Source organism: Bacillus infantis, from assembly GCF_050107595.1.
Classification (GTDB): Bacteria; Bacillota; Bacilli; order Bacillales; family Cytobacillaceae; genus Bacillus_AB; species Bacillus_AB infantis_C.
Window position 1 is genome coordinate 157074 of sequence record NZ_JBNILH010000010.1, and the last position, 23800, is coordinate 180873.

Annotated in this window: 25 protein-coding genes; 14 read left to right on the forward strand and 11 right to left on the reverse strand. The window is 47.6% G+C overall.

What is annotated here, in order from left to right; all coding sequences use genetic code 11:
- Positions 1-809: 809 nt before the first annotated feature.
- The 4 genes from pssA to ACQCVH_RS19925 form a co-directional block, all read right to left on the reverse strand.
- Positions 810-1505, reverse strand: coding sequence for a CDP-diacylglycerol--serine O-phosphatidyltransferase (gene pssA, locus ACQCVH_RS19910; protein WP_426837336.1), 696 nt, complete (start codon positions 1503-1505; stop codon positions 810-812).
- A gap of 218 nt (positions 1506-1723) precedes the next feature.
- On the reverse strand, positions 1724-1936 hold the full coding sequence (locus tag ACQCVH_RS19915) for a hypothetical protein (RefSeq protein ID WP_426837337.1): 213 nt from the start codon (positions 1934-1936) through the stop codon (positions 1724-1726).
- 4 nt (positions 1937-1940) lie between these two features.
- The gene (locus ACQCVH_RS19920; protein WP_426837338.1) at positions 1941-2105 is read right to left on the reverse strand and encodes a YvrJ family protein; all 165 of its coding nucleotides are present in this window, start codon (positions 2103-2105) and stop codon (positions 1941-1943) included.
- The gene (locus tag ACQCVH_RS19925) at positions 2098-2643 is read right to left on the reverse strand and encodes a sigma factor-like helix-turn-helix DNA-binding protein (RefSeq protein WP_426837339.1); all 546 of its coding nucleotides are present in this window, start codon (positions 2641-2643) and stop codon (positions 2098-2100) included. The genes ACQCVH_RS19920 and ACQCVH_RS19925 overlap by 8 nt, the downstream gene beginning before the upstream one ends.
- 280 nt (positions 2644-2923) lie before the next feature.
- Between ACQCVH_RS19925 and ACQCVH_RS19930 the strand changes: the two genes are divergently transcribed.
- From ACQCVH_RS19930 to ACQCVH_RS19945, 4 genes are all read left to right on the forward strand, one after another.
- The gene (locus ACQCVH_RS19930) at positions 2924-5020 is read left to right on the forward strand and encodes a DNA topoisomerase III (RefSeq protein ID WP_426837340.1); all 2097 of its coding nucleotides are present in this window, start codon (positions 2924-2926) and stop codon (positions 5018-5020) included.
- Between the two features lie 419 nt (positions 5021-5439).
- Positions 5440-6756, forward strand: a complete 1317-nt coding sequence (locus tag ACQCVH_RS19935; protein WP_426837341.1) for a short-chain fatty acid transporter — start codon at positions 5440-5442, stop codon at positions 6754-6756.
- 106 nt (positions 6757-6862) lie between these two features.
- Positions 6863-8143, forward strand: a complete 1281-nt coding sequence (locus ACQCVH_RS19940) for an MDR family MFS transporter (protein ID WP_426837342.1) — start codon at positions 6863-6865, stop codon at positions 8141-8143.
- A gap of 190 nt (positions 8144-8333) precedes the next feature.
- Complete coding sequence (locus ACQCVH_RS19945; RefSeq protein WP_101551174.1) at positions 8334-9566, forward strand: aminopeptidase; 1233 nt, start codon at positions 8334-8336, stop codon at positions 9564-9566.
- A gap of 510 nt (positions 9567-10076) precedes the next feature.
- Here the strand turns inward: ACQCVH_RS19945 and ACQCVH_RS19950 are convergent.
- Positions 10077-11258, reverse strand: a complete 1182-nt coding sequence (locus ACQCVH_RS19950) for a DUF4309 domain-containing protein (RefSeq protein ID WP_426837343.1) — start codon at positions 11256-11258, stop codon at positions 10077-10079.
- Positions 11259-11610: 352 nt separating this feature from the next.
- On the opposite strand from ACQCVH_RS19950, the gene ACQCVH_RS19955 reads away from it, so the two are divergent.
- Complete coding sequence (locus ACQCVH_RS19955; protein WP_426837344.1) at positions 11611-11886, forward strand: acylphosphatase; 276 nt, start codon at positions 11611-11613, stop codon at positions 11884-11886.
- Between the two features lie 45 nt (positions 11887-11931).
- Here ACQCVH_RS19955 and panF read toward each other — a convergent pair whose 3' ends face one another.
- The 4 genes from panF to queF all read right to left on the reverse strand — a co-directional run bounded on the left by panF (position 11932) and on the right by queF (position 15096).
- Entirely contained in the window at positions 11932-13380 is a 1449-nt protein-coding gene (gene panF, locus ACQCVH_RS19960) for a sodium/pantothenate symporter (RefSeq protein ID WP_426837345.1), read from the reverse strand.
- On the reverse strand, positions 13377-13667 hold the full coding sequence (locus ACQCVH_RS19965; RefSeq protein ID WP_426837346.1) for a YhdT family protein: 291 nt from the start codon (positions 13665-13667) through the stop codon (positions 13377-13379). Before ACQCVH_RS19965 ends, panF begins: the two co-directional genes overlap by 4 nt.
- Positions 13668-13953: 286 nt before the next feature.
- Entirely contained in the window at positions 13954-14583 is a 630-nt protein-coding gene (locus ACQCVH_RS19970) for a queuosine precursor transporter (protein WP_426837347.1), read from the reverse strand.
- 15 nt (positions 14584-14598) lie between these two features.
- Positions 14599-15096 (reverse strand): preQ(1) synthase, encoded by a 498-nt coding sequence (gene queF, locus ACQCVH_RS19975; protein WP_426837348.1) that lies wholly within the window; start codon positions 15094-15096, stop codon positions 14599-14601.
- Between the two features lie 330 nt (positions 15097-15426).
- On the opposite strand from queF, the gene mscL reads away from it, so the two are divergent.
- The 3 genes from mscL to ACQCVH_RS19990 all read left to right on the forward strand — a co-directional run bounded on the left by mscL (position 15427) and on the right by ACQCVH_RS19990 (position 17243).
- Complete coding sequence (gene mscL / locus ACQCVH_RS19980) at positions 15427-15816, forward strand: large conductance mechanosensitive channel protein MscL (protein WP_224903086.1); 390 nt, start codon at positions 15427-15429, stop codon at positions 15814-15816.
- Positions 15817-15877: 61 nt separating this feature from the next.
- Complete coding sequence (locus ACQCVH_RS19985; protein WP_426837349.1) at positions 15878-16516, forward strand: Bax inhibitor-1/YccA family protein; 639 nt, start codon at positions 15878-15880, stop codon at positions 16514-16516.
- A 307-nt stretch (positions 16517-16823) separates the two neighbouring features.
- Positions 16824-17243 carry an AhpC/TSA family protein gene (locus ACQCVH_RS19990; RefSeq protein WP_426837350.1) on the forward strand — a complete coding sequence of 140 codons (420 nt, stop codon included), beginning with the start codon at positions 16824-16826 and terminating at the stop codon, positions 17241-17243.
- Positions 17244-17462: 219 nt separating this feature from the next.
- Here ACQCVH_RS19990 and ACQCVH_RS19995 read toward each other — a convergent pair whose 3' ends face one another.
- The gene (locus tag ACQCVH_RS19995) at positions 17463-17747 is read right to left on the reverse strand and encodes a hypothetical protein (RefSeq protein ID WP_426837351.1); all 285 of its coding nucleotides are present in this window, start codon (positions 17745-17747) and stop codon (positions 17463-17465) included.
- Between the two features lie 457 nt (positions 17748-18204).
- Between ACQCVH_RS19995 and ACQCVH_RS20000 the strand changes: the two genes are divergently transcribed.
- A complete protein-coding gene (locus ACQCVH_RS20000; RefSeq protein WP_022543359.1) occupies positions 18205-18939 on the forward strand; it encodes a ZIP family metal transporter in 735 nt (244 codons plus the stop codon).
- A 343-nt stretch (positions 18940-19282) separates the two neighbouring features.
- Here ACQCVH_RS20000 and cccB read toward each other — a convergent pair whose 3' ends face one another.
- A complete protein-coding gene (cccB, locus tag ACQCVH_RS20005; RefSeq protein WP_022543358.1) occupies positions 19283-19612 on the reverse strand; it encodes a cytochrome c551 in 330 nt (109 codons plus the stop codon).
- Positions 19613-19883: 271 nt separating this feature from the next.
- Between cccB and ACQCVH_RS20010 the strand changes: the two genes are divergently transcribed.
- The 5 genes from ACQCVH_RS20010 (at position 19884) to ACQCVH_RS20030 (ending at position 23772) form a co-directional block, all read left to right on the forward strand.
- The gene (locus ACQCVH_RS20010; RefSeq protein WP_426837352.1) at positions 19884-20639 is read left to right on the forward strand and encodes a gluconate 2-dehydrogenase subunit 3 family protein; all 756 of its coding nucleotides are present in this window, start codon (positions 19884-19886) and stop codon (positions 20637-20639) included.
- Positions 20640-20658: 19 nt separating this feature from the next.
- On the forward strand, positions 20659-22368 hold the full coding sequence (locus tag ACQCVH_RS20015; protein ID WP_426837353.1) for a GMC family oxidoreductase: 1710 nt from the start codon (positions 20659-20661) through the stop codon (positions 22366-22368).
- A gap of 20 nt (positions 22369-22388) precedes the next feature.
- Positions 22389-22604, forward strand: a complete 216-nt coding sequence (gene tatA, locus ACQCVH_RS20020; RefSeq protein ID WP_009792201.1) for a twin-arginine translocase TatA/TatE family subunit — start codon at positions 22389-22391, stop codon at positions 22602-22604.
- Between the two features lie 18 nt (positions 22605-22622).
- Positions 22623-23354, forward strand: a complete 732-nt coding sequence (tatC, locus tag ACQCVH_RS20025; RefSeq protein ID WP_257989584.1) for a twin-arginine translocase subunit TatC — start codon at positions 22623-22625, stop codon at positions 23352-23354.
- Between the two features lie 73 nt (positions 23355-23427).
- Positions 23428-23772 (forward strand): DUF3243 domain-containing protein, encoded by a 345-nt coding sequence (locus ACQCVH_RS20030; protein WP_101551771.1) that lies wholly within the window; start codon positions 23428-23430, stop codon positions 23770-23772.
- Positions 23773-23800: the final 28 nt, after the last annotated feature.

Below are 23800 nucleotides of genomic sequence, written 5' to 3' on the forward strand. Positions count from 1 at the left end.
AGGGCGGGGTTTGTCAGCTGGTCGCTGGTGCTCTGGCTGGATGGACTTTGGAGAGGGAGCATTTCTTCTGTTTAAATGGGGCGCTCCTCTGGGGTCGATTGGCAGACAAAATGGGAAATGGTAGATTATGTGCTGAAGTTGGTAGATTATCGGTTCAATTGGTAAATTAATCGCTTAATTCGGTAGATTCCACGCTCTTCTGATTTAAATAGCCGCAATCTGGCCGCTACACCCTCACAGATAGACTGGAAAAATCGCTAACTGGCAGCTGCTGCGCTCAAACTGTGCAAATAGGCGAAAAGCTGGGCACTCTGCTGCCTTTTTTATGCAGTTGGTAGATTATCCGCTCAATTGATGAAATTAATCGCGAAGTTGGTAGATTATCGGCTCAATTGGTAAATTAATCGCTTAATTCGGTAGATTCCCCGCTCATCTGATTAAAATAGCTGCAATCTGGCGCTACTCCCTCACAGATAGACTGGAAAAATCGCTAACTCGCAGCTGCTGCGCTCAAACTGTGCAAATAGGCGAAAAGCCGGGCACTCTGCTGCCTTTTATGCAGTTGGTAGATTATCCGCTCAATTGATGAAATTAATCGCGAAATTGGTAGATTATCCGCTCAATTGATGAAATTAATCGCGAAGTTGGTAGATTATCCGCTCAATTGATTAAAATAACCGCATACTCGGCAGATTCCCCACCTCAATCGGTTAATCTCCCTCATCCGCAAACACCGTTAACCACAATACCCTGCCACCCCACCCCAAAGAACTCTGCCCAAATCAAAAAAACCGCTTCTCAGCGGTTTTTCATTCAATATCCCTTTTATTTTTCCCTTTTACAAAGATATAGGCCAGATAGGCGATATACATGGGTGCCGCAATATAAATCAGGTAGGGAAATTGCCCGTATGTCCCTTTGTAGATCAGATACAGAAGGCAGCCAAGAAAGATGGTGACTATCGTTCCGTATTTCGGAAGCGGAACTTCCTTCAGGCTTGGGATCCTGATTTTTGAGACCATTAGAAAGCATAGTGCTGTAAAAATAACGGTCGTGACGATATTCGGGATTTTGTCCCCGAACAGCGTGAGGAGCGCCATGATGCCTCCTGCGGCCGTGATCGGGACGCCGACGAAATAATTCATCGACGATTTTGGGGAACTGATATTGAACCTGGCCAGCCTGAATGCTCCGAACAGCGGGAAAAGGCCGGCGACGGCAAGGCCAAGAATGTCGAATTGATAGAAATATGTATAATACACTAAAAAGGACGGCGCCACCCCGAAAGTGACGATGTCTGCGAGCGAATCGAGCTCTTTTCCAAGCGCGCTGTCAGCCTTCAGCATCCGGGCAAGCCTGCCGTCCATGCTGTCAAGCATCATGCCGATCAGAATGAGGATCGCCGCATTCTTAAATTGGCCGTTCGCTGCAAACCCTATAGAGAGGAAACCGCAGTACAGGTTTCCAAGAGTGACCAGATTGGGGATTGACTTCGTAAATCGCACAGGCTTTCATCACACTCCAGCAACATAATATGTACGCCGGGTGCCAGGCACATTTACTCCGTGCCTGGCACCACGCAGCTATTACAGACATTATACCACTTCAATGCGGCAGGGAAGAAAAAAACTGGGGCAAAAGTTTGTCTTTCCCTTTACCCGCAGTCCTGAACGGCTAATCACAAGGCCAGCCGCAACTGGCCTATAACCGGTATAGGTGCCTGTCACCCTCTCTTCCCCCTCTCCCCTCTCTCCATCATTTCAAAAAATCCCGGCACTTCCTCCAGTTTGTTATCACGGAGCTTGCGGAGGACGGCTTCGCGCAGTTCCTGCTCGAGGTCTTCCCGGTTTTCCTTGCCTGTCTGGTATAAGGATTTCTTGATTTTAGGCTCGATGGCCTTCATAATTTCCTCTATTTCCTGCTGTGACAAATTCATGATTTCACCCTTTGTCTTTTTCAATCTGTGCGATGCCTCGGGAAATGTCCTCCATTTTTGTTTTCAGCTGTTCAAACCGGTTTTCATAGCGGTGCAGCAAATACATGGTAATGGCAATGGGGAATCCGAAATTGCCGATGATCTGCAAAAGATTCAGCTGTTCAAGCATTGTATTTCCTCCTTATGGTTTCAATCGCCTTATTTTTGGTCTTTGATACTGCCTGCGGGCTGATGCCGAGCAATCTGGCTGTCTCAGCATCAGGGAGGCTGCGGACAAATGCGTAAAAGAGAATTTCCTGCTGCCTAAGTGTCAGCGATTTGATGATTTTGGCTAGCCGGGGATCGGCAGAGTAATCTTCCAGCCTTCCGGAGGGGATTTCGATGAAAGGCCGGAGCGCTGACTCGTCTTCGAGGAGCTGTATCAGGGGTTCTGCCCCGCTCTCTGCTTCTGCAGCAGGCACATCCAGTGTGAGCTGATACCTGGCGCGCAATTCGCGTGCCTCCATGTCGAACTTTTTTGACTCATAATAGATGGTCTTATTTAGATAAGAAACGAAGCGGACATGCCTGAAATACCTTTTAAAGGCTGCTTCAAGCCGGTCTTTATTTTTCTCATCGGGATCATCCAGATAATCCTCATACAGCTTTTGGTGCTCTTCCTGCCTCAAAAATTCACGAATCACCATATTTGGCTCCCTGCCTTCCATTTTGACACCTCCTCATTCAGAACATATGTTCTGTTATTGGGTTAAAAAAATGAGAACAAGCTTGCCTGTTCTACTTTATAAAGTATAAAAATCATGAAAAAAAACAACCTGTCCTGCTTTATTTTAACATTGCTGCCCCTTTTTTATAAGGGCCTTTGGTGCCACACTGTTATTTCCTTTATATCCTTTTTACCGGCTTCTCATTCTGTTTGTCCATTACAATTTTTCCTGCGTTTCCGTTATACTTATAGAGGAAGCACAGATTTGAAAGGAGCTTTACATGAAATCACTCGTACTTGCGGAAAAACCGAGTGTGGCCCGGGAGATTGCCCGTGTGCTCGGCTGTACGCAGACTCATAAATCTTATATAGAAGGAAATAAATACATTGTCACTTGGGCGCTCGGCCATCTGGTTGAACTGAAAATGCCCGAGAATTATGATACAAAATTCAAGCACTGGAATCTGGAAGACCTGCCGATCATCCCTGACCGGATGGGCCTTAAGGTCATGAAGCAGACGAGCCACCAGTTCCGGGCCATCGACACGCTTTCCAAGCGGAAAGATATCAATGAAATCATCATCGCGACCGATGCCGGGCGTGAAGGTGAGCTGGTAGCCCGCTGGATTCTTGAAAAAATTTATTGGAAAAAGCCGGTCAAGCGCCTGTGGATCTCCTCTGTCACAGACCGTGCGATTAAAGAAGGCTTCCAAAGCCTGAAGCCCGGGGACCAGTTCCTCGCCCTATACGATTCAGCGGTATGCCGTGCTGAAGCCGACTGGCTGATCGGTTTGAATGTGACACGTGCCTTAACAACGAAATATAATGACCCGCTGTCTGCGGGGCGTGTGCAGACACCGACGCTTGCCCTGATCATGGATAGGGAGAAATTGATCCAATCCTTCACACCGAAGGAATACTGGACGATTTCCGCCCAGGTTGGGCCGTTTAAGGCAGACTGGGAAAAGAACGGCGAGAAAAGGACTTTTTCTAAAGAAACAGCTGAAGCCATCGTTGCAAAAACCGATTCAGCAAAAGCCGTGATCCAGTCTATAAGCCGCAAGGAAAAAAGCGAGCAGCAGCCGCTTCCTTATGATCTGACCGAGCTGCAGCGGGATGCCAATAAGCGCTTCGGTTTTTCGGCGAAAAAGACATCCAATGTCCTGCAGCGATTATATGAGCAATACAAGCTCGTTACCTATCCAAGGACAGATTCCCGCTACCTGACAAAGGATATGGAAGCAACGATGCTGGACCGCCTCCATGGAATCGCCTCAGGCTACAGGGATGAAGTGAAGCCGCTTCTGGCCAAAAAAGGAAAGGTCCTTGCCAAGCGCGTGTTCAATAATGAAAAGGTGACCGATCACCATGCCATCATCCCAACCGAGGAGCGCTTACATCTGAGCGACCTGGACAGTGATGAGCAAAAGCTGTACGACATCATTGTCCGCCGCTTCCTGGCCCTTTTCCATGAGCCGTACAAATATGAGACGATTCAGGCTTCCTTTGATCTGAACGGCGAAACATTCTCAACCAGAGAAACCGCCGTCATCGAAGAAGGCTTCCGGCAGGTGACAGGCAAGGGAGAAGAAAAGGAAATGAAGCTGAACCTTTCTTCCCTCTCAAAAGGCCAGACCCTGACTGTAAAATCAGTCTCTTCCGAGCAAAAACTGACTGAGCCGCCTGCACGCTATACCGAGGCCGATATTTTATCCCAAATGGAGAAATACAGTCTTGGAACACCGGCAACAAGGGCAGAAATCATCGAACGCCTGCTTACGACCGAAGCAGTTGAACGCCAGAACGGCGGACGCCTCCACCCTACAGGCAAGGGCAAGCAGCTGATGGACCTTGTGAACGAGGACCTGAAGTCACCTGAACTGACAGCCAAATGGGAGCAGGAGCTTGAAGCGATCGCGCGCGGCAAGGCAAGCCCGAAGGAATTTTTGAAAAAGATCCGCCAGCAGACCCTGCAGCTGGTATCCGAAATCAAGACAAGCGATAAATCGTACAGAGCCCATAATCTGACCGGCTCAAAATGCCCGGAATGCGGCTCCTTCCTGAAAGAGCGCAACACGAAAGACGGCAAAGTGCTCGTCTGCTCTGACATGGAATGCAGCTACCGGAAGCGCAAAGACCCGAAGCTTTCCAACCGACGCTGCCCGCAGTGCCATAAAAAAATGGAAATCCACAACGGGAAGGCCGGCACCTACTTCCAATGCCGACCGTGCAATGTTGTAGAGAAGGCGCAGGATAAAAAGAAAGCTGTCAACAAGCGGGAAGAACGCAAGCTTGTGCAGAAATACAGCAAAAACGAAGAATCCTTCGGAACCAGCCTCGGCGATCTGCTGAAAGCGGCTATGAAGGACGAAGATTGATAGCAGGACCCCGGCCGGCAGCGGCTGGGGTCCTTCTTTATTGGCTGAAGGCTGCTGGCAGGAACAGGCTCTTTTGGCGCATCTCATGCGACAATTATCATGCACCTTCGAAGCTTTCGGAGGGAGGTTCCGAGAGTGTTACAAATATGCTGACAGGTTCCGAATAGGTTCCGAATACTTCGGAGGGCTTTTGTGTGTACGGCCATTCATTCGTACTAAAGAGTGCCTGGCACCTTCAAAAGACACTTTCCCTCTATTTGTCCATTTGCCGTGCCTGACATACTCCTTTTCACCATCGAATGTTGCCTGATACAACTTTGTAATCTTCCCCGCCTCTCCTTCCCACATTCACCACTTTAAACGGAATATTTCCAACTCTTCGTCCATAGTCATCTACTAATTATGGAAGGAGTGATGAGATGCTGACAAAAATGGCAGACCGATTTTCGAGACTGGTAGAAAGGTATTTGCCGGATGCTTTTGTCATTGCTGTGCTGATGACTTTAGCTGTTTTTGCTGCCGGTTTCCTGATGAAGCCGCAGGAGCCGATGGAGCTTGTTAAGTCTTTCGGAGATGGGTTCTGGGTGTATCTGGCGTTTACGATGCAGATGGTTCTGCTGCTCATGACAGGGATGGCGCTTGCTTCGGTGCCTATTGTGCAGAGACTGCTTGCAGCACTTTCCTCAAAGGCGCAAACAGCAGGCCAGGCTTATATTCTGACTTTCCTTGTGTCTGCGGCTGCTTATTATGTGAACTGGGGGCTGGCGGTTGTTGTAGGTGCCATTATGGCGAGGGAAGTCGGCAGACGAAACCAGAATGCCCATTTTCCTTTGCTTGTTGCGGCTGCCTATGCGCCGACCGTCCTGTATACAGCCGGCCTGTCCAGCTCTATCGGGTTGACTGTAGCGACGAAGGGCCACTTTCTTGAAGACTTGACCGGTGTGATCCCGACGTCAGAAACTATTTTCCATCCTGGCACCATCGCGATTTTTCTTGTGCTGCTGGCAACGATTCCGCTCTTCATATATTTCATGGCCCCTAAGGAGGGGATTCTTCCTTATAAGCCGGCAGACGAGACAAAGACTGAAAAAAGCACGATTGCTCCTGAAGAGAGCACCCCTGCTTCCTCTCTTGAAAAAACAAGAATATTAGGAAGTCTGATTGGAATCATCGGGCTCGGATATCTGGTTTATGAATTTTGGAATGGCCGGGACATTGACTTGAATCTGATCAATATTGCTTTTCTATCGCTCGGGCTCCTTTTCCACGGTTCCCTTGCCAGTTATGCAGCAGCCTTCAAGGATGCTGCGGGGGCGATATCGCCCATTATCCTGCAGTTCCCATTTTATGCAGGCATCATTAGCATGCTCGGCAGTTCCGGAATTGCCGAGTCGATGATTAACGGGATGGCTTCCATTGCAGGCAAGGATACCTTTGATATTTTCACCTACTGGTCAGCTGGCCTTGTGAATATTCTTGCTCCTTCAGGCGGAGGGCAATGGGCGCTTCAGGGTCCACTGCAGGTTCCGGCAGGCCTCCAGCTCGGGGTCGATCCCGCTGTCACGGCAATGGCTGTCGGCTGGGGGGATGCCTGGACTAATCTGATCCAGCCTTTCTGGGCACTTCCTATTTTGAGCGTGGTCGGCCTGCATATCCGCCATATTATGGGCTATTGCATCCTCCTCGCCATCTGGGTTGGAGCTGTTACAACCATCATGATGTTCTTTGTCTATTAATGTCTTCACCCTCTCTTCAAAAGAAAATTCAGCACTCATGCACCTGTCATTTTTTTCAAAAAGGTAGTATGATAGCGATATTGACCAGAGAAGTGAGGATTTCAGCATGAGAATCAGAGATTGGGATTTTAACCTGAAGGTGCGCCTGTTTGGCGAATCTTTGATGAATATTACGTTTTGGATGTTTTTTCCGTTTTTAACGATTTATTTTGCGGAGGCATTCGGCAAGGATAAGGCCGGCCTTCTGCTTATTTTATCGCAGGTGTTTTCTGTTTTGGCGAATCTGATGGGCGGCTATTGCGCGGACCGTTTTGGCAGGAAGATGATGATGGTGCTTTCGGCCTTTGGCCAGGGGATTTGCTTCATCCTGTTTGCGGTTGCCAGCTCCCCTTCCATTGAATCTTATTGGCTCGGCTTTATCTGTTTTACCTTTGTCGGAGTTTTCGGCGCTTTTTACTGGCCGGCAAGCCAGGCGATGGTGGCCGATGTTGTCGAGGAAAAGCACCGCAGCGATGTGTTTGCGATCTTTTATACCTCCATCAATATCGCGGTGGTTGTCGGGCCGATCCTTGGGGCTCTCTTTTATGTGCAGTACCGCTCACAGCTCCTTTTGATCGCCGGCATTGTCTGCATTCTGCTCGCCCTGATTCTGGCGAAATGGACGCGCGAAACGGTTCCTGAGAATACAGCTGTTGCGGGGGAAAATGATAAATGGTACAGCTTCCTTGGGGCCCAGGTAAAGGATTATTCTATCATTTTCAGGGACAGGACCTTCCTGCTTTTCATCATCGCAGGCGTCCTTGCCGCCCAGACATTCATGCAGCTGGACCTGCTGATCCCTGTTTATACGAAGGAAGCCGTCGAGAACCAGTCCCTCTTCAGCATCGGAAGCTGGTCGTTCACTGTCCACGGCGAGCAGGCCTTTGGCGTCCTGCTTTCGGAAAATGGGTTTCTGGTGGCTTTATTCACAGTTGCTGTCACTAGATATGCAGCCAAATTCAAAGAGCGGAATGTGTTTGTCACCTCTTCCCTTTTTTATGCGGCCAGCATCATTATGTTCGGGCAGACGCAATGGATTTGGGGCCTCATCATCGCCATGGCCGTCTTTACTTTAGGAGAGCTGATGGCGGTCGGGCTTCAGCAGAGCTTTGTGTCGCGCATCGCCCCGGAGAATATGAGGGGCCAGTATTTTGCAGCGGCCAGCCTCCGTTTTACCGTCGGAAAGACGATCGCTCCCATTTCCATCCCGCTGACTGTCTGGATCGGCTATGACTGGACCTTTGCCATACTGGCAGCACTGGCAGTGATAAGCGCATTTCTTTATTGGCTCATGTTTGCCTTATATGAAAAGCAGGAAAAGCATCCTGCCAAACAAAACTCGATTTAAGTCCGGCGATAAGCCGGCTTTTTTCATTTTTAAAATAGCCTGATGGGATGGATCCCGGTGCTCCCAGTGCCGGTCCGTATTAGAAGCCTTGCATTTTTCCCCGTAAAAAAGGAATCAGGCCAAACTGTTTCTTTTTCCCGCAGAAACCGATAAAATGTAGAGGAAGATTCTGAAAAAGGAGATACATACTATGAGCCAATTCCAGCAAAATCTCGAAAAATATGCCGAGCTGGCAGTCAAGGTCGGCGTTAACGTCCAGGAGGGCCAGACGCTTGTAATCAATGCAGCACTTGATGCAGCAGAGTTTGTCCGCCTTGCCGTGAAAAAAGCCTATGAAACAGGAGCAGCCAATGTGGTGGTCAACTGGTCTGATGATACAGTGACACGCCTGAAGTATGATCTGGCGCCTGAGGAATCTTTTACAGAGTATCCGGAGTTCCGCGCCAAGGAAATGGAAGACCTTGCAGAAAAGGGCGCTGCGTTCATGTCGATTGTATCTGCAAGCCCTGACCTTCTAAAAGGGGTAAAATCCGAGCGGATCGCCAATTTCCAAAAAGCTGCAGGAAAAGCGCTGAGCAAATACCGCCGCTATGCACAGTCTGATAAGGTGAGCTGGACCGTCATCGCTGTCCCATCTGAAGGCTGGGCAGACAAAGTATTCGCAGACGATCCAAAGGAAAGCCGTGTGGAAAAGCTTTGGGATGCGATTTTTAAAGCAACGCGCGCAGACCTTGAAGATCCTGTGCAGGCATGGAAGGATCATGACGCTTCCCTCCATGAAAAAGTCGATTATCTGAACAGCAAAGGCTTTAAAAAGCTGCATTATACAGCGCCAGGCACTGATTTGACCATCGAGCTTCCTGAGAAGCATCTCTGGGTCGGGGCAGGCAGCGTCAATGAAAAAGGCCATGAGTTCATGGCGAATATGCCGACAGAGGAAGTCTTTACCGTTCCGCTTAAGACCGGTGTCAACGGGCATGTTTCCAGTACAAAGCCCCTCAGCTATGGCGGCAATATCATTGATAATTTCACGATTACCTTTGAAAATGGCCGCATTGTGGACGTAAAGGCCGAAGAAGGCGAAGAGATCCTGAAGCAGCTTGTTGAGACAGATGAAGGCTCCCATTATCTTGGAGAAGTGGCCCTTGTACCGTTCAACTCGCCAATCTCACAATCCAATCTGCTTTTCTACAACACATTGTTTGATGAAAATGCCTCTAACCACCTGGCAATCGGAAGCGCTTATGCATTCTGCATCGAGGGCGGCAAGAAAATGTCCTCTGAAGAGCTTGCTGAAAATGGCCTGAACGAAAGCCTTACCCATGTCGATTTCATGATCGGCTCAGCCGAGATGGATATTGACGGCATCAAGGAAGACGGTCAGTCAGAGCCGGTTTTCCGCAAAGGCGACTGGGCATTTTAATCATTATAACCAAAGGAAGCTGCGGGCCATTATGGCACGCAGCTTTTTATGTTAGCTCTATTCGCATATATCGCTGCTATCTTGCCATCCTTATAAGACGTGAGAAAAAGTATTCTTTCTGGAGAGGTTTTTCCTCCGCCCAGCCATAAAAGAGCGCACCTTTCCGGACCCGAATGAGTTGAAAAATAAGCGGAGAAATTCCCCCTATTTTTAAAAACACTCTAAAAATAGCTCAAATAGACGGAGAAATTCCCCCTATCGATTTAAAAAACAGGAAAATGGACTGCTTCGCTCCGTTTAACCGGAAATTCTCCGCTTATTTACACCCACTTTTGCCATATTCAGCAGCGTAACCGGAGAATCTCCGCTTATTTTAAGACTCAAATTAAAATACCATACTAAAACATAACCTATATGTTTAAATGATCCGTTCTCGAACTATGGCCAACAGTGACCAGTTTAACTGTTCCATTCAATAGGCCATGCACCCGCGGAATTTTTTCTGATCCTTTAAAGCTTCCTCAGCTGGACAGACTTTATTTTTCCTGACTGATCTGCATACACATCAATATTGTATTTTCCGGCAGCATAGATCGCCAGCACCTCTGTTCCTCTCCTGCTCTCCCTGAATGGCTCGCCGAACATTTTCTTGATATCTGCAAGCGTTGACTGCAGGCGGATCCCCGGAATTGAAACGACCGCTACTTCCTGTGTCGCTTCATCATAAAAATACGTTACTTCCGGATATTTCAGGTACGCATATTTGCCTTTTTTCCCTGCTTCAATAGAAGGGGGGCTTGCCTTTTTAACATCATTGATATTTGTGCCGATCGGGTATTGGCTCCCGGCCAGTATGCCTTGGGAGGCTTTATCGATAATGCCCTTTTCAAGCTGGATGTTGTAGAAAGGATGATAGTTCTCTTCGGATGCACTCCAGATTTTAAACCATTTCTCCCCTTCGCTCAGGCCGTCTTTCATGGCAGAATCATCGTAAACCGTCTCGCTGACCTGATTGATCTCAAGCTCTTTCTTGTCAAATGCCCATGTTGAAAAAACCAGGCCCTCATTGCCATCAATGGACTGGACTGTCTGGATATATTCCTGTTTGATTGCTTTGATTTCAGGTCCGAGAATAGATCGGATTCCTTCAGCGGACTGGACCATTTTCAGCTCTCCATGCTGGATGCTGTACAGCTCTGCCGAAAACCGGCTGTCCCCCTCAGGCTGGACGATGGCAAGCAGGGTCTTATCACCAAGCTTAAGCGGATACGCCCCTTTCACCTCTTCATTGAAGACAAGCGGCAGGGATGAAAGAATATCCTGCTTAAAGGCAGACTTCGCCCCTTTTTTTGCCATATAAACTGAATAATTCCCTTCATGGACCGTGTCCTGCTTATCTCCTAAAACGCCTGCTTGTTCAAGCTTAACGGTTGTTTCATTTTCCGCATAAATATAGATTTCATAAGCCAGGCCTTCATCGGCGGCTTCAAAGCTGTAAAGGGACTTTTCCTTGAGCCATGAAGTATCCTTTTTATCCTTGCCTTCTGTCTGGATTGTCAGGACAGCAGAATCGTCTTCCTGCTTCTCGGTTTTATTCGAAATTTCTTCTGCCAGTGATGTGTGGATCTGATTACTGCACGCGGCGGTTAACAATGACAGCAGCATAAGCATTGCATATATAAGTTTATTCATTTTATCTCCCACTCATTTAAGCTTGATTATGATGCCGGCTGACGCTTTTTCCCTGTCATGGCCGGTCACATTTCTAAAGTTTAACAAAAGCGTTTATATTCTACAAATCTGTTTTAATTGCTTTTTAAACAGTTTGTAATCTAATTGTAACATAAAACCGGAAACTTTTTTAACCCCTTCTCTTACATACAGGTATTTCCAGCATCTTTCTTTTTAAAGACTATCTATATTTTTCGTTATTCCGGAAGATTTTATGGGGGCAGTCCTATATTTTTTTCCGTTCTCTTGAATATTGCATTAGCCTGTCTTTTGTGGGACGATGTAGGTAATGATGATGCCGGAGGAGAAGAAGATGATCCATTTGAACATTGTAGTTTCCGGAAAGGTGCAGGGAGTGGGATTCCGCTTTTTTGCGCAAAGAAAAGCTGTTCAATACGGCATCAATGGCTGGGTGCGCAACCTGGATGACGGTTCTGTGGAGATCCGGGCAATGGGTGACAAGAAGAGGATGGATTCCTTTATGAGGGATTTGAAGAGAGGGAACCCTTTCTCGGCGATCGATCATATGCAAGTGGATGAACTGGATGGACAGGGCGAATTGTCTTCTTCCTTTAAAATAAAATATTAGTTCATGCACAAAAAGACGGGACCAGCAAAAGCTGTCCCGTCTTTTTCAGGCTGTCTGCCCCATATCTTTCTGAGCTGTCCCGGCCGTCAGCATGCTGATGAGCATGTAAGCGGCAAATGACAGGATGATCGGCATGATGACTGTGTTCATGCCAAAGGCATTCGGATAGTATGTATAAAAAAGGATATACGAGACTACCCCGGTGATCATGGAGGCAATGGCTCCATGCTTATTTCCCCTGCTCCAGTACAGGCCAAGGACGACCGGCCATATGAAGGCAGCCTCAAGCCCTCCAAAGGAAAACAGATTGAGCCAGATGATCAGATCCGGCGGACTGAGCGCCATCAGGCAGACCAGGATCCCGAGGACCGCTGTAACGCCGAGGCTCAGCTTCTTAACCGTCCCTTCACTTGCATCAGGCTTGATATAATTCAAATACACATCCTTCACGACAGCCGAACTGACCAGGAGGAGCAGGGAATCGACAGTCGACATGATCGCTGCCATCGGGGCGGCCAATACCACCCCTGCCAGCCACGGAGGCAGGACCTCCATGGCAATGAGCGGCATCACCTTGTCCCCCACCTCAATCCCCGGCAGGATCGGACGGGCGAACACGCCGATCAGATGCATGCCAAGCATGATGAACCCGACCACAAAGGTTCCAATGATGATCGCTCTGTGCATGGCCCTGGAGTTTTTGTAGCTCATCGCCCTGACAGTCACCTGCGGCAGGCCGACCACCCCGACGCCGACAAGAATCCAAAAGGAAGACACATAGAGCGGGGACAGTCCGCCATCAAAGCCATACGGCGAAACAAGCCCCGGATTTTCCGTCCTTAGGTCTGTGATGATATTTCCAATTCCTCCGCCCGCAATAATGACCGCGATCAGAAGGATCAGGGTCCCCGCAAACATGATGACCCCCTGGACCGCATCTGTCACAGCCACGGCCCTGAAACCGCCGATGATGACATACACAAGGACCGATGCCGCGAAAATAAACAGGGCAGTCCCATAGGAAAGGCCTGTCAGCGATTCAATCAGACGGGCGCCGCCGACCCACTGGGCCGCCATGGAAGCGAACAGGAAAATGATGATGCTGAGCGCTGACAGCAGCACCACCCATTTGCTCTGATATCTTTCTTTTAAAAAGTCGATCAGCGTGACCGCCTTATACTGCCTGGCGACAATCGCAAATTTTTTCCCGAGCACCATCAGCACGAAATAGCCTGTCACAAGCTGGGACATCGCAAGAAGCACCCAGCCGAGCCCCTGGGTGTAAGCAACACCGGGTCCGCCGATGAAGCTGCTGGCGCTGCCGTAGGTTGCAATCATCGTCATCGCCAGGATGAATCCGCCCAGCTCCCTTCCGCCGAGGAAATATTCCTGCAGAAAAGAATCTGACGAGCGGACATGCCTGCTCGCCCAAAAGCCTACTAGAAAAATGGCGACCAGGAATACGAGAAGCGGGATAATGACACCTATATTCATTCCGCCTTCCCCCCTTCTTCCCCGTCATCGAAAGGAACTTCTTTAAACAGAAACTTCACAGCTGCCCATACGAGGACAAACACAACGGCAAATCCTGTCACACAGCTATAGAAAAACCACGCAGGCAGCCCCATGATATATGTATACTCTTCGACAGGCCCTGATCCCATCCCGTAAGCAAAGCCAAACCACCATAGAAAATTAAAAAGGACAAGACCGATACCGATCCAGGCTTCCCTCTTCGCCACCTTAAAACGGGGATCCCTTCCCCCGGCTTTATTATCCAAGTCCTTTCCCCCCTCATACCATTTATCCTTCACTGAAAAATTAAGAATTATTTCCACCTTGATTGTAAACCAAAAACACCCAGCCAGAAACAAAAACTTGATTTCGATGCCCGTTTCAGTGCCAGGTTTGATGGTACCTGGTACCCTCTATGGACACTTTGGCCACTTTTGTCTTTTCATGGTACCTGGTACCCTTTATGGACACTTCGGCAATGGCACCACACAGAAGGCATCACCAAAAAACAGCCCCCTGCTAGAGGCTGTTTTTATGACGCAGATTCTGCTGTCAGCCTGCGAACTCGGCAGGCTGCTTTTTTTCTTTTCTGGCCATGCCAACCAGCAGGTAAACCAGCGGTGTATCAATCAGCGCGACAAGGAACTTAAAGACATATTGTGTTCCGATCATCGCCAGGAGCGCTCCTGCCGGCATGGTGCCGTAAAAAGCGATCAGAATGAAAACAGAGGTATCGATCAGCTGGCTTGAAACTGTGGACAAATTATTGCGGATCCACAGTTTCTTACTGCCATGCTTTTCCTTCAGCTTATGGAAGACGTACACATCCAGATTTTGACTGACCAAGTAGGATATGAGGCTCGCAATGGTGATGCGGAAGCTTCCGCTTAGGATTGTCTCGAATTCAGACTGCGCCCCGAAGAACGGTGCAGATGGCAGATGGATCGCTGCAAAAATGAAAACGGCTGACAGCAGCTGGGTCACAAATCCTGCCAGCACCGTCTTTCTGGCAGCTTCTTTTCCATAAACCTCACCGATGATATCGGTGATCGGATACGTAAAAACATAGACAATCACAGCCGCCGGCAGAACGGCCCAGGATCCCAGGCTGAACAGCTTGACGGCAAGAATATTGGATAATATAAGCAGGCCGGCAAATGCGGCATTCAAATATAATAACAAAATGTAAGTCTCCTTTTAGCGGTTATCAATGGTTTCAGGATACAGATCATGGTTCATCATCCTGTACTCTGCCATCTTTTCATATTTAGTGCCCGGCTTTCCGTAATTTGTATACGGATCAATGGAAATGCCGCCGCGCGGAGTGAATTTGCCCCACACTTCGATATAGCGCGGGTCCATCAGCTCAATCAGATCATTCATGATGATATTCATGCAGTCTTCATGGAAGTCGCCATGATTGCGGAAGCTGAACAGATACAGCTTCAGTGACTTGCTTTCTACCATTCTCTGATCAGGGATATAGCTGATATAGATGGTTGCAAAATCAGGCTGACCCGTTTTCGGGCACAGGCTTGTAAATTCAGGACAGTTGAATTTAACAAAATAATCGCAGTTCGGGTGCTTATTATCAAAAGCCTCCAGGATGGACGGCGAGTATTCAAATAAATACTGTGTCCCCTGATTGCCAAGCAAAGTTACATCCTTCAATTCTTCATCTTTTCTTCCAGACATAGAAAAAAGCCTCCTTATATGGTACTGCGCATACAAGAGAGGCTCCTCAATATATAAAAATCAGCCCGAAAAAAATAAAAACCATATCCCCGCGGATATGGCTGATCAATTTTATCAGAACCATAGTTTTTTATAGAGGGTTTGTTGCTATGAACCTCTCCTGCATGATGCGGGAATGTCGTATATTTTTTTGTCCTCTGTAACTATAGAGAAAAAGCCGGATTCTGTCAATACCATACGCCGAAGCTTCTCTCTCCTTAACAACCTGCCCTTTTGGAAGTATAATAACTTTTATCGCTATACAGGACAAAAAAGAAAGGAATGACCTATATGCTGAAGGAATTCAAGAAATTTGCCATCAAAGGCAATGTGGTCGATCTGGCAGTCGGTGTCATCATCGGCGGAGCCTTTGGAAAAATCGTCACCTCGCTCGTCAATGATATTGTCATGCCATTTCTCGGACTGCTGACCGGAGGAGTTGATTTTTCCGAGCGTTCTGTAAAAATCGAGGATGCTACCATTAAATATGGTGCATTCATCCAATCTATCATTGATTTTGTCATCATTGCCTTTTCCATCTTCCTCTTTGTCAGGTTTATCAACAGGCTGAAGAGCAGGCACGAACAGGAAAAACATGTAGAGGAAGCACCGACCGTCGATGCGAAGGAAGAACTTCTGAAAGAAATCCGCGACCTATTAAAAGAAGAAAAAATGAATTGAAACCTTATCCAATTTTCTGCGTATAAAAGGTAATCAATTCAATTCATATGAGGTGAAACATATGTATGCACAAACTGCCAACACCGGCTATCTTCCATCTGTTTTAAGAGCCTTTGCCCTGTCACTGGCATTTGCCTTTCTCGGGACGATGGCTGGCGTCTATGTCCCGCCGGCGCTGTTTCTGCCGCTCGTCATCCTTGAGCTGGCCATGCTGATCGGAGCGTTCTTCTTAAGAAAGAAAAAAGCGATTTCCTACACTTTTCTGTACAGCTTCACCTTTATTTCGGGAATTACTACCTACCCGATCATTGCGCATTATATTGCGGCAGCAGGTGCTAACACCGTCCTGATGGCCGTCGGAACGACAGCTGTTGTATTTGGCGGACTTGCTTTTTATGCAACCACAACCAAGCGTGACCTCTCATTTCTCGGCGGCATGCTGATGGCTGCCCTGCTGGCTCTGATCTGCATCTCTATTTTCCATATGATCTGGCCGTTAAGCTCCACAGCACTGCTCGCTTTTTCCTTTATCGGCGTGCTAGTCTTCAGCGGCTATGTCCTGTTCGACTTTAACCGTATGAAGCAGTACGGAGTAAGCGCTGAGGAAGTGCCGCTCATGGCGCTGAATCTGTATCTTGATTTTATCAATCTGTTTATCAATATTCTTAGGATCTTCGGCATTCTGGCCAGTGATGACTAAGAGGAGAGTGCGCCTTGATTCTGTAAAGAGCCGGGCGCTTTTTTATGGTCCGGCAGATTCGGAAGACTTCGGTTTCCTTCCAGCACATCACCCGAGCCCTCTTTTTTGCCCATTCCCCCCTGTTCCGTTATGATAGAGCTAATTGTATTAAATTTGTTCTGAAAGAGGGATCGGTATGGATTACCAGTTGGAAATCCCTGGCTCGCAGGATACGGTCACTTTAGGTGAAGCGATCAGCGGACAGGATACGATGCTCGTTTTTGTCCGCCACCTTGGCTGACCAGTCTGCAGAGAATATCTCGCGCAGTTGCGTGAGCGCATAGCAGAAATTGAAGATAAAAAGTTTCACGTGAAAATTGTGGCGCCTTCAAAAGGGGCGTTCATTGAACAGTTCCTGGAGCATTTCGGGCCTTTTCCGTTTCCGATTTACGGTGATCCGTCCCGGGCAGCGTATAAAGGAATGGGCCATCAGACCATGCCTAAGTGGAAGCTTCTTGCAAAGGCCGGGTTTGGGTTTGTCACCGGCCAGGTGAAAGGCTTTATCCCGGATGAAGAAAAGCAGAAGCAATTTGTGATGAAATCGATGAAAACGCAGGATGTTTATATCCAGGGCGGAACATGGCTATATTCATCACAGGGTGAATTGCTCTGGAAGCATGTTGATCCTTCACCGGAAAACCATGCCAGCATTGATGAAGTTTTGGCGATTATTGATAGCCGGGGCTGAGAGCCGTAAAATAACGCGCCTCCACATTTGTAACGGGTTCGGTTTTCATTACAACATTCGAATTTGCAATGTTTTTCGCAGTGTAATTCCCAGAACACTTTAGCAGTAAAATTAGCGCCTAAAAAGCTCGGAGCCATTATGCTCTGAGCTTTTGACGTGCAGTACATTATTGAAGATAATCCTCTGTTAGTTAAACATATAGACTTACACAATAAGTCATTATTTCTTACGTTTTCGTTCTAAAAATATAGGTGCTATATTTAGTAAGATAGAAACAATTGTCAAAAACCAAAATGCCCTTGCCATACCAGGTATTACATCCGATAAAGCCGCCCAATCTTCCGCTTTTACCCACCGAGTCAGATAACTGTAATCTGCACAAATTGTTAGTGCTGTAAATGATAATGCCGCCGCCATAGCGAGCTTATAATCTTTTCCTGCTTTATACATATAAAGATTTATAAAAGTTGTTATTATTGCAATAACCCCAAATATTACCCACATAGCTATACCTCCGTATATTTTTATTTATGTCGTGAAATTCTCTGCGTTGAATAAGCCTCTACATCATTTTAACATTAATATCCAGAAACCTGCTTTACTGTTTTCAACATACCAATTCGCACGCTGACAATAGCTTCTGTCACTCTGCTAAAAGGGGTGCGGATTCGAGTGCTAAAACACCATAAAACGTACATGATTGCCCTCTATATCAACCAAAAGAGGCAGTCCAATTCAGTTGCGAATTGGACTGCTAATTAGTATGCGAATGAAGTTTTTGTAATCGAAAACTGAATCCGTCACCACATTTGGAGAGCGTTATTTTTTTGCCCAAAAGCAAATTTTGTGCATGCCCGAACAAAACACTTTATTTGCCTCATAGTTGGCTGTATACTTAACACAAATTATCTGTGTTAATAGTCTGCATATTTTCAGTCTGGCAAAAATCAGGGGGCTTATCATGCAAGAGGCAATTATCGGCAGCATTCTTTCTGCCATGGCAACAGGGGCCGGAGCGATTCCGATCCTTTTTTTCAAAAGCGTGACACACAAGTGGCGGGATGTCCTATTGGCCTATACGGCAGGCATTATGATGGCCGCATCCACCTTCAGTTTGATACCGCAGGCGCTTGAATCCTCCAATATGATTGTTCTGACCATCGGTCTCCTCCTGGGGACGTTTGTGCTGAACTTTCTGGAAAAGCATACACCGCATATCGATCTGGAGCATACCAAGCTGAATATGAAACTGGAGCAAAAGGCCGTGCTGATTGTCGCAGCCATTACACTCCACAATCTGCCCGAGGGCCTGTCGGTCGGTGTCAGCTATGCATCTGACGGCGGGGAGCTTGGTCCGCTGATCGCATTTGCCATCGGCCTGCAGAATGCGCCGGAAGGATTTCTAGTCGCTCTTTTTCTCGTCAATCAGAATATTTCCAGATGGAAGGCTTTGGCCGTTGCCACACTGACCGGGATGGTAGAGATCGTGACAGCTATTATCGGATACTTCCTTTCCCGCAATATTGAGGGACTTGTTCCTTATGGGCTGAGCTTTGCAGCCGGCGCGATGCTGTTCATCATCTACAAGGAATTAATACCGGAAAGCCATGGGGATGGAAACGAACGGTTCTCGACCTATTCCTTCATCCTTGGCCTTGTGACCATGCTCGTCATGATCAACAGCTTCGGCGGCTAGAATGATTTCCAGCTATTTCCGGATTTAAAATGTTTTAACCTTGTATACCCGGGTATATGTATAATGCAAAGCCAATAACAAACAGAAGGGACTGGTAAACGATGAAAAGGTTAACAGCGACTTCACCGTTAGACATTGGCGATGCAAAAGGCACGGATTTTGCAAGGAGGACAAAAGGCACTACAGTATATAACCGATATACTTAGAACCGATTTCCCCCATGTAAGTTGAAGTGCTGAGAAAAAAGGCAGGCTGGATGGCCTGCCTTTTTTATTTTGTAAATAAAACCACCAAAAAAGCTGGCCTCCCTCTCGGAACGCCAGCTTTTTTTCATGATATTATATTATTTTTTCTCTGCCAGCCAAGCTGCAACATTATCAGCCTTCTCGCCTTCAATCAGGTTAGCCGGCATTCCGCCGCCGCCTTCTTCAATCTTGGTGCGGATTTCTTCTTCACTTAAATCACTTCCGACATTCTCCAGAGCAGGACCGGCTCCGCCGCTGAGATCACCGCCATGGCAGGATGCGCAGCTCTGCTGGAAGGTTTCCTCTGCTGCTGCAGTATCTACCTCACCGCCGCCTCCATTGCTTTCGCCGCCGCTGCTTTCTTCCCCGCCGCCGCAGGCTGCCAGGCTGAGTACAAGACCGGAAACAACCATCGCTCTTTTTAACATTCTATCTCCCTCTTTCTTTCTGCTGATTACATATAACAGTTCCACTTTGACTTTTAAGCTAAACCTGATTTTTCAAGGTGATATTCTCCTGCTTATACACCTGCCGGATTTCTTTTCCGAAAATGTTATTAATATTCCAGTTATTTAGGACTAAAGTTTCAATTCAAGAATAAATTCTGCAATCTATGTTTAGGCCAAAAACAAGAGTGGAAGCTTGATAGAGTATTTTCTTTCCTATTTAATATATTTTTTTCAAGAAGGAGGCACCATTATGGCTGACCAATCGACTGGTTCAAAAATGTCGAGACGCAAATTTATACGCAATTCCAGCTATGTTGCAGGTGGATTGGTTGGTGGCGGGCTGCTCGGCGGACTGATCGGATCCAGGATGAACGGTTCTGAACAGGCGTCCAGCTCCAACACTGAAGGACACAGCTCGTCCAATTCACATCAGCAGGCACCCCTTTATTTTACGAACCCGCAGAAATTCGAGGTGCTGCAGCAGGCAGTTGAGCGCATTTATCCAAAGGACGAGACCGGTCCTGGCGCAATCGAACTAGGGGTTCCTTTTTTTATCGACCATCAGCTGGCTGGTGCGTGGGGCAATAATGCCCGCGAGTATATGCAGGGCCCCTTTTTCCCAGGATCGAATTTCCAGGGCTATCAATCGCCTCTTAAGAGGCATGAAATGTTTGATACCGGAATTGACCGGATTGAATCCTACAGCCAGGAGAAGTTCACGAAGGGCTTCGCCGATCTGGAAGGAGATCAGCAGGATGAGATATTGAAAGATTTTGAGGCTGATAAAGTTAAAATCCGCGGCGTGTCTTCCAAGACCTTTTTCAATCAGCTGAGGGCCGCAACGATAGAAGGAGTCTATGCGGATCCGGCTTACAGCGGAAACATCGGCATGGAAGGCTGGAAGATGAAGGACTTCCCAGGGCATCAGATGAGCTACATAGACAAAATCGAATCAGATGAATTTATGGAAATCGAACCAAAAGCACTTCACTCTTATACAAACTAGATAGAAATCGGGGGATATCATGGCAAAAACTTTACCAAAAACAGATGTAGTGGTAGTTGGAGTAGGATGGGCAGGCGGCATCATTTCCGCCGAGCTCGCCAAGCAGGGCATGAAGGTTGTCGGTCTTGAACGCGGTAAGGAAAGAGGCGTCAAGGATTATTATGTTGTCCATGATGAGCTGCGCTACGCGATCCGCTACGAATTGATGCAGGATTTATCCAAGGAAACGCTGACGTTCCGCAACAATGCCAAGGAAAGGGCATTGCCGATGCGCCAGCTCGGGTCATTCCTGCTTGGGGAAGGGCTTGGCGGTTCCGGTGTACACTGGAACGGGCATACCTACCGGTTCCTGCCTTATGATTTCGAAATCAAATCCCAAACAGTGGCCAAGTACGGTGAAAGCAAAATCAAAGGCCTCCAGGTGCAGGATTGGGGCATCACCTATGATGAGCTCGAACCATACTACGATACCTTTGAAAAAACAGCAGGCATCAGCGGTGAGGAAAATCCATTTGGCGGAAAAAGGTCCAATCCATATCCGAACCCGCCAATGAAGGAAACACCTCTTACACAGCGTTTCAAGGATGCGGCTAAAAACCTGGGAATGAAGCCTTACCACATGCCTTCTGCCAACATGAGCCAGGCTTATGAGAACCAATATGGCGCCAAAATGGCAGCCTGCCAGTACTGTGCTTTCTGTGAGAGGTTCGGCTGCGAGTACGGAGCCAAGGCGGATCCTACTGTTTCTGTCATCCCTTTTGCAAAAGATACAGGCAACTTTGAGCTCCGCACCTATTCCAATGTTACCGAAGTCCTTCATGACGGTACAAAGGCAACAGGTGTCAAATATGTCGATGTACTGACTAAGGAAGAATTCATCCAGCCTGCTGAAATTGTTGTACTGACAAGCTATGTCATGAATAACTCACGCCTGCTGCTTTCATCCAAACTCGGAAGGCCTTACAACCCGGAAACAGGAAAGGGCGTCATCGGGAAAAATTACTGCTATCAGATCCTGCCAGGATCAACCGGATTCTTTGAAGAAGAGCAGTTTAATACATTCATGGGAGCAGGCGCACTCGGTGCCTCTGTCGATGATTATAACGGAGACAATTTCGACCATTCTGAAGTCGACTTTATCCATGGGGGCTCCATTTCCCTTAATCAATCAGGAAAGCGCCCGATCCAGACAAACCCGGTGCCGCAGGATACGCCAAGATGGGGTAAAGAATTCAAGCAGCAGTCTGTTAAATATTATACACGCCACCTGAATATCGGGACCCAGGGTGCATCCATGCCGACACAGTACAATTATCTTGACCTTGATCCATCCTACAAAGATGCATTCGGCCTCCCGCTTTTGAGGCTGACGTATGACTTCACTCAACAGGACAAGAATTTATATAACTATATCGGCAAGATCACCGACAATATCATGAAGGAAATGGGTGCAAACCTGGTCAATGACCGCAGCCCGCTGGAGCATTATGATATCGTCCCTTACCAGACCACACATAACACAGGCGGTGTCATCATGGGGGCTGAACCGGAAACGTCAGCAGTAAACAATTATCTTCAGATGTGGGATGCAGAGAACGTCTTTGTAGTCGGCGCATCCGCCTTTGCCCATAATGGCGGCTACAACCCTACCGGCACTGTCGGCGCTTTTGCCTACCGTGCAGCAGAAGGCATCATCAAATACAGCAAACAAGGCGGTGCCCTTGTATAAATGAAAAGGAGTGAAAAGAAATGGGATTCACTAATATCGGCATTCCCGGCTTAATCATCATTCTCGTCATCACCCTGATCATCTTTGGACCGAAAAAACTGCCTGAAATCGGTTCAGCCTTCGGGAAGACTTTATCCGAGTTCAAAAAATCAGCGAACAGCCTGATGAATGATGACGATGAAGAAGACACAGCAAAAAAAGCGGATCTTTCCAAGGATAAGAACCAGCAGATCTAACAGCAGGGAGGGATTGAAATGAAAACCGATGAGCAAACACTTGTTGAACATATAACAGATCTCAGGAAAGCAATCATCCGGTCGCTGATCTTTTTCCTATCCTGTTTTATCTTATCGTTCGTGTTCATTAACAAGCTGCTCCCCCTCCTTTCCCAGGAATATAAGCTGGTCATGCTGGGGCCGCTGGATGTGGTGAGGCTGTACACCGGGATTGCCGGCTGCATCAGCCTCGGCCTCTCCCTCCCTTTCATCGCTTACCAGCTGTGGATATTCGTGAAGCCGGCATTGACGGAAAAGGAAAGCAAAACAACCGTCATGTACCTCCCGGCCATCTTTTTAAGCTTCGCCGGAGGCATAGCATTCGGGTTTTACATCATCTTTCCGACCGTCTACCGCTTTCTGATCAATTTGGGCAATCATCATTTTGACATGATGATTACAGCGAGGGAATATTTTTCATTCATGATGATGTCCACCATTCCTTTCGGCTTCCTGTTCGAGGTGCCGCTGATGCTGATGTTCCTGACCACCATCAATATCGTCACGCCAAAGCAGTTAAGCTCGATGCGCAAGTATGCCTACCTCATCCTGGCAGTTGTTTCCGCCTTGATCACACCGCCGGATCTTTTTTCGCAGATGATTGTCCTCATTCCGCTGATCGGGTTGTATGAAATCGGCATCCTGCTGTCAAAGCTGTCATTCCGGAAAATCCTCAGGCAGGAAGCAGCACTGCAGGCAACCGAGGTTTGATGCCTGCTAGTTTAAAAGACGTATGGGCGAGGTAATGAAGAAGCATAGACTTCATCACACGGAGGGATCAGGAATGTCAGAACAAAACCATATGGTAAATGAGAATGGCGAACTGAACGAGAATAATATTGAGGACACTGTCAGCCGAATCTCAGAAGATAAAGCAGCGGATATCTTAAGCAGCTTTGACGAGTTCCGAGGCTACCTGGCTGAGCGGATCGAGCTTGGCAAGAAGATTGGTTTAAATGAAGAACAGCTTGCCGCTACAGCAAAAAAGATCGCAGAGTATCTTGCACAGAATGTCGACCCTCAAAATCGTGAGGAAAAACTGCTGAAGGAATTATGGAAAGCCGGAAATGAGGAAGAGAAGGAAAAACTGTCACATCTGCTGCTTAAATTTGCGGATGGTGCAGCTTAATAGATTAGGATAATATTTGGGATGGGGC

Bases quoted from the DNA above. Each gene is read 5' to 3' on its own strand.
- ACQCVH_RS19915 (WP_426837337.1), bottom strand. From the start codon at position 1,936: ATGAATTTGTCACAGCAGGAAATAGAGGAAATTATGAAGGCCATCGAG.
- ACQCVH_RS20015 (WP_426837353.1), top strand. From the start codon at position 20,659: ATGGCAAAAACTTTACCAAAAACAGATGTAGTGGTAGTTGGAGTAGGA.
- ACQCVH_RS19955 (WP_426837344.1), top strand. From the start codon at position 11,611: ATGATCCATTTGAACATTGTAGTTTCCGGAAAGGTGCAGGGAGTGGGA.
- ACQCVH_RS19945 (WP_101551174.1), top strand. From the start codon at position 8,334: ATGAGCCAATTCCAGCAAAATCTCGAAAAATATGCCGAGCTGGCAGTC.
- tatC (WP_257989584.1), top strand. From the start codon at position 22,623: ATGAAAACCGATGAGCAAACACTTGTTGAACATATAACAGATCTCAGG.
- queF (WP_426837348.1), bottom strand. From the start codon at position 15,096: ATGTCTGGAAGAAAAGATGAAGAATTGAAGGATGTAACTTTGCTTGGC.
- tatA (WP_009792201.1), top strand. From the start codon at position 22,389: ATGGGATTCACTAATATCGGCATTCCCGGCTTAATCATCATTCTCGTC.
- ACQCVH_RS19925 (WP_426837339.1), bottom strand. From the start codon at position 2,643: ATGGAAGGCAGGGAGCCAAATATGGTGATTCGTGAATTTTTGAGGCAG.
- ACQCVH_RS20000 (WP_022543359.1), top strand. From the start codon at position 18,205: ATGCAAGAGGCAATTATCGGCAGCATTCTTTCTGCCATGGCAACAGGG.
- ACQCVH_RS19920 (WP_426837338.1), bottom strand. From the start codon at position 2,105: ATGCTTGAACAGCTGAATCTTTTGCAGATCATCGGCAATTTCGGATTC.
- ACQCVH_RS20030 (WP_101551771.1), top strand. From the start codon at position 23,428: ATGTCAGAACAAAACCATATGGTAAATGAGAATGGCGAACTGAACGAG.
- panF (WP_426837345.1), bottom strand. From the start codon at position 13,380: ATGAATATAGGTGTCATTATCCCGCTTCTCGTATTCCTGGTCGCCATT.
- cccB (WP_022543358.1), bottom strand. From the start codon at position 19,612: ATGTTAAAAAGAGCGATGGTTGTTTCCGGTCTTGTACTCAGCCTGGCA.
- ACQCVH_RS20010 (WP_426837352.1), top strand. From the start codon at position 19,884: ATGGCTGACCAATCGACTGGTTCAAAAATGTCGAGACGCAAATTTATA.
- ACQCVH_RS19985 (WP_426837349.1), top strand. From the start codon at position 15,878: ATGTATGCACAAACTGCCAACACCGGCTATCTTCCATCTGTTTTAAGA.
- ACQCVH_RS19930 (WP_426837340.1), top strand. From the start codon at position 2,924: ATGAAATCACTCGTACTTGCGGAAAAACCGAGTGTGGCCCGGGAGATT.
- ACQCVH_RS19935 (WP_426837341.1), top strand. From the start codon at position 5,440: ATGCTGACAAAAATGGCAGACCGATTTTCGAGACTGGTAGAAAGGTAT.
- ACQCVH_RS19950 (WP_426837343.1), bottom strand. From the start codon at position 11,258: ATGAATAAACTTATATATGCAATGCTTATGCTGCTGTCATTGTTAACC.
- mscL (WP_224903086.1), top strand. From the start codon at position 15,427: ATGCTGAAGGAATTCAAGAAATTTGCCATCAAAGGCAATGTGGTCGAT.
- ACQCVH_RS19995 (WP_426837351.1), bottom strand. From the start codon at position 17,747: ATGTGGGTAATATTTGGGGTTATTGCAATAATAACAACTTTTATAAAT.
- ACQCVH_RS19940 (WP_426837342.1), top strand. From the start codon at position 6,863: ATGAGAATCAGAGATTGGGATTTTAACCTGAAGGTGCGCCTGTTTGGC.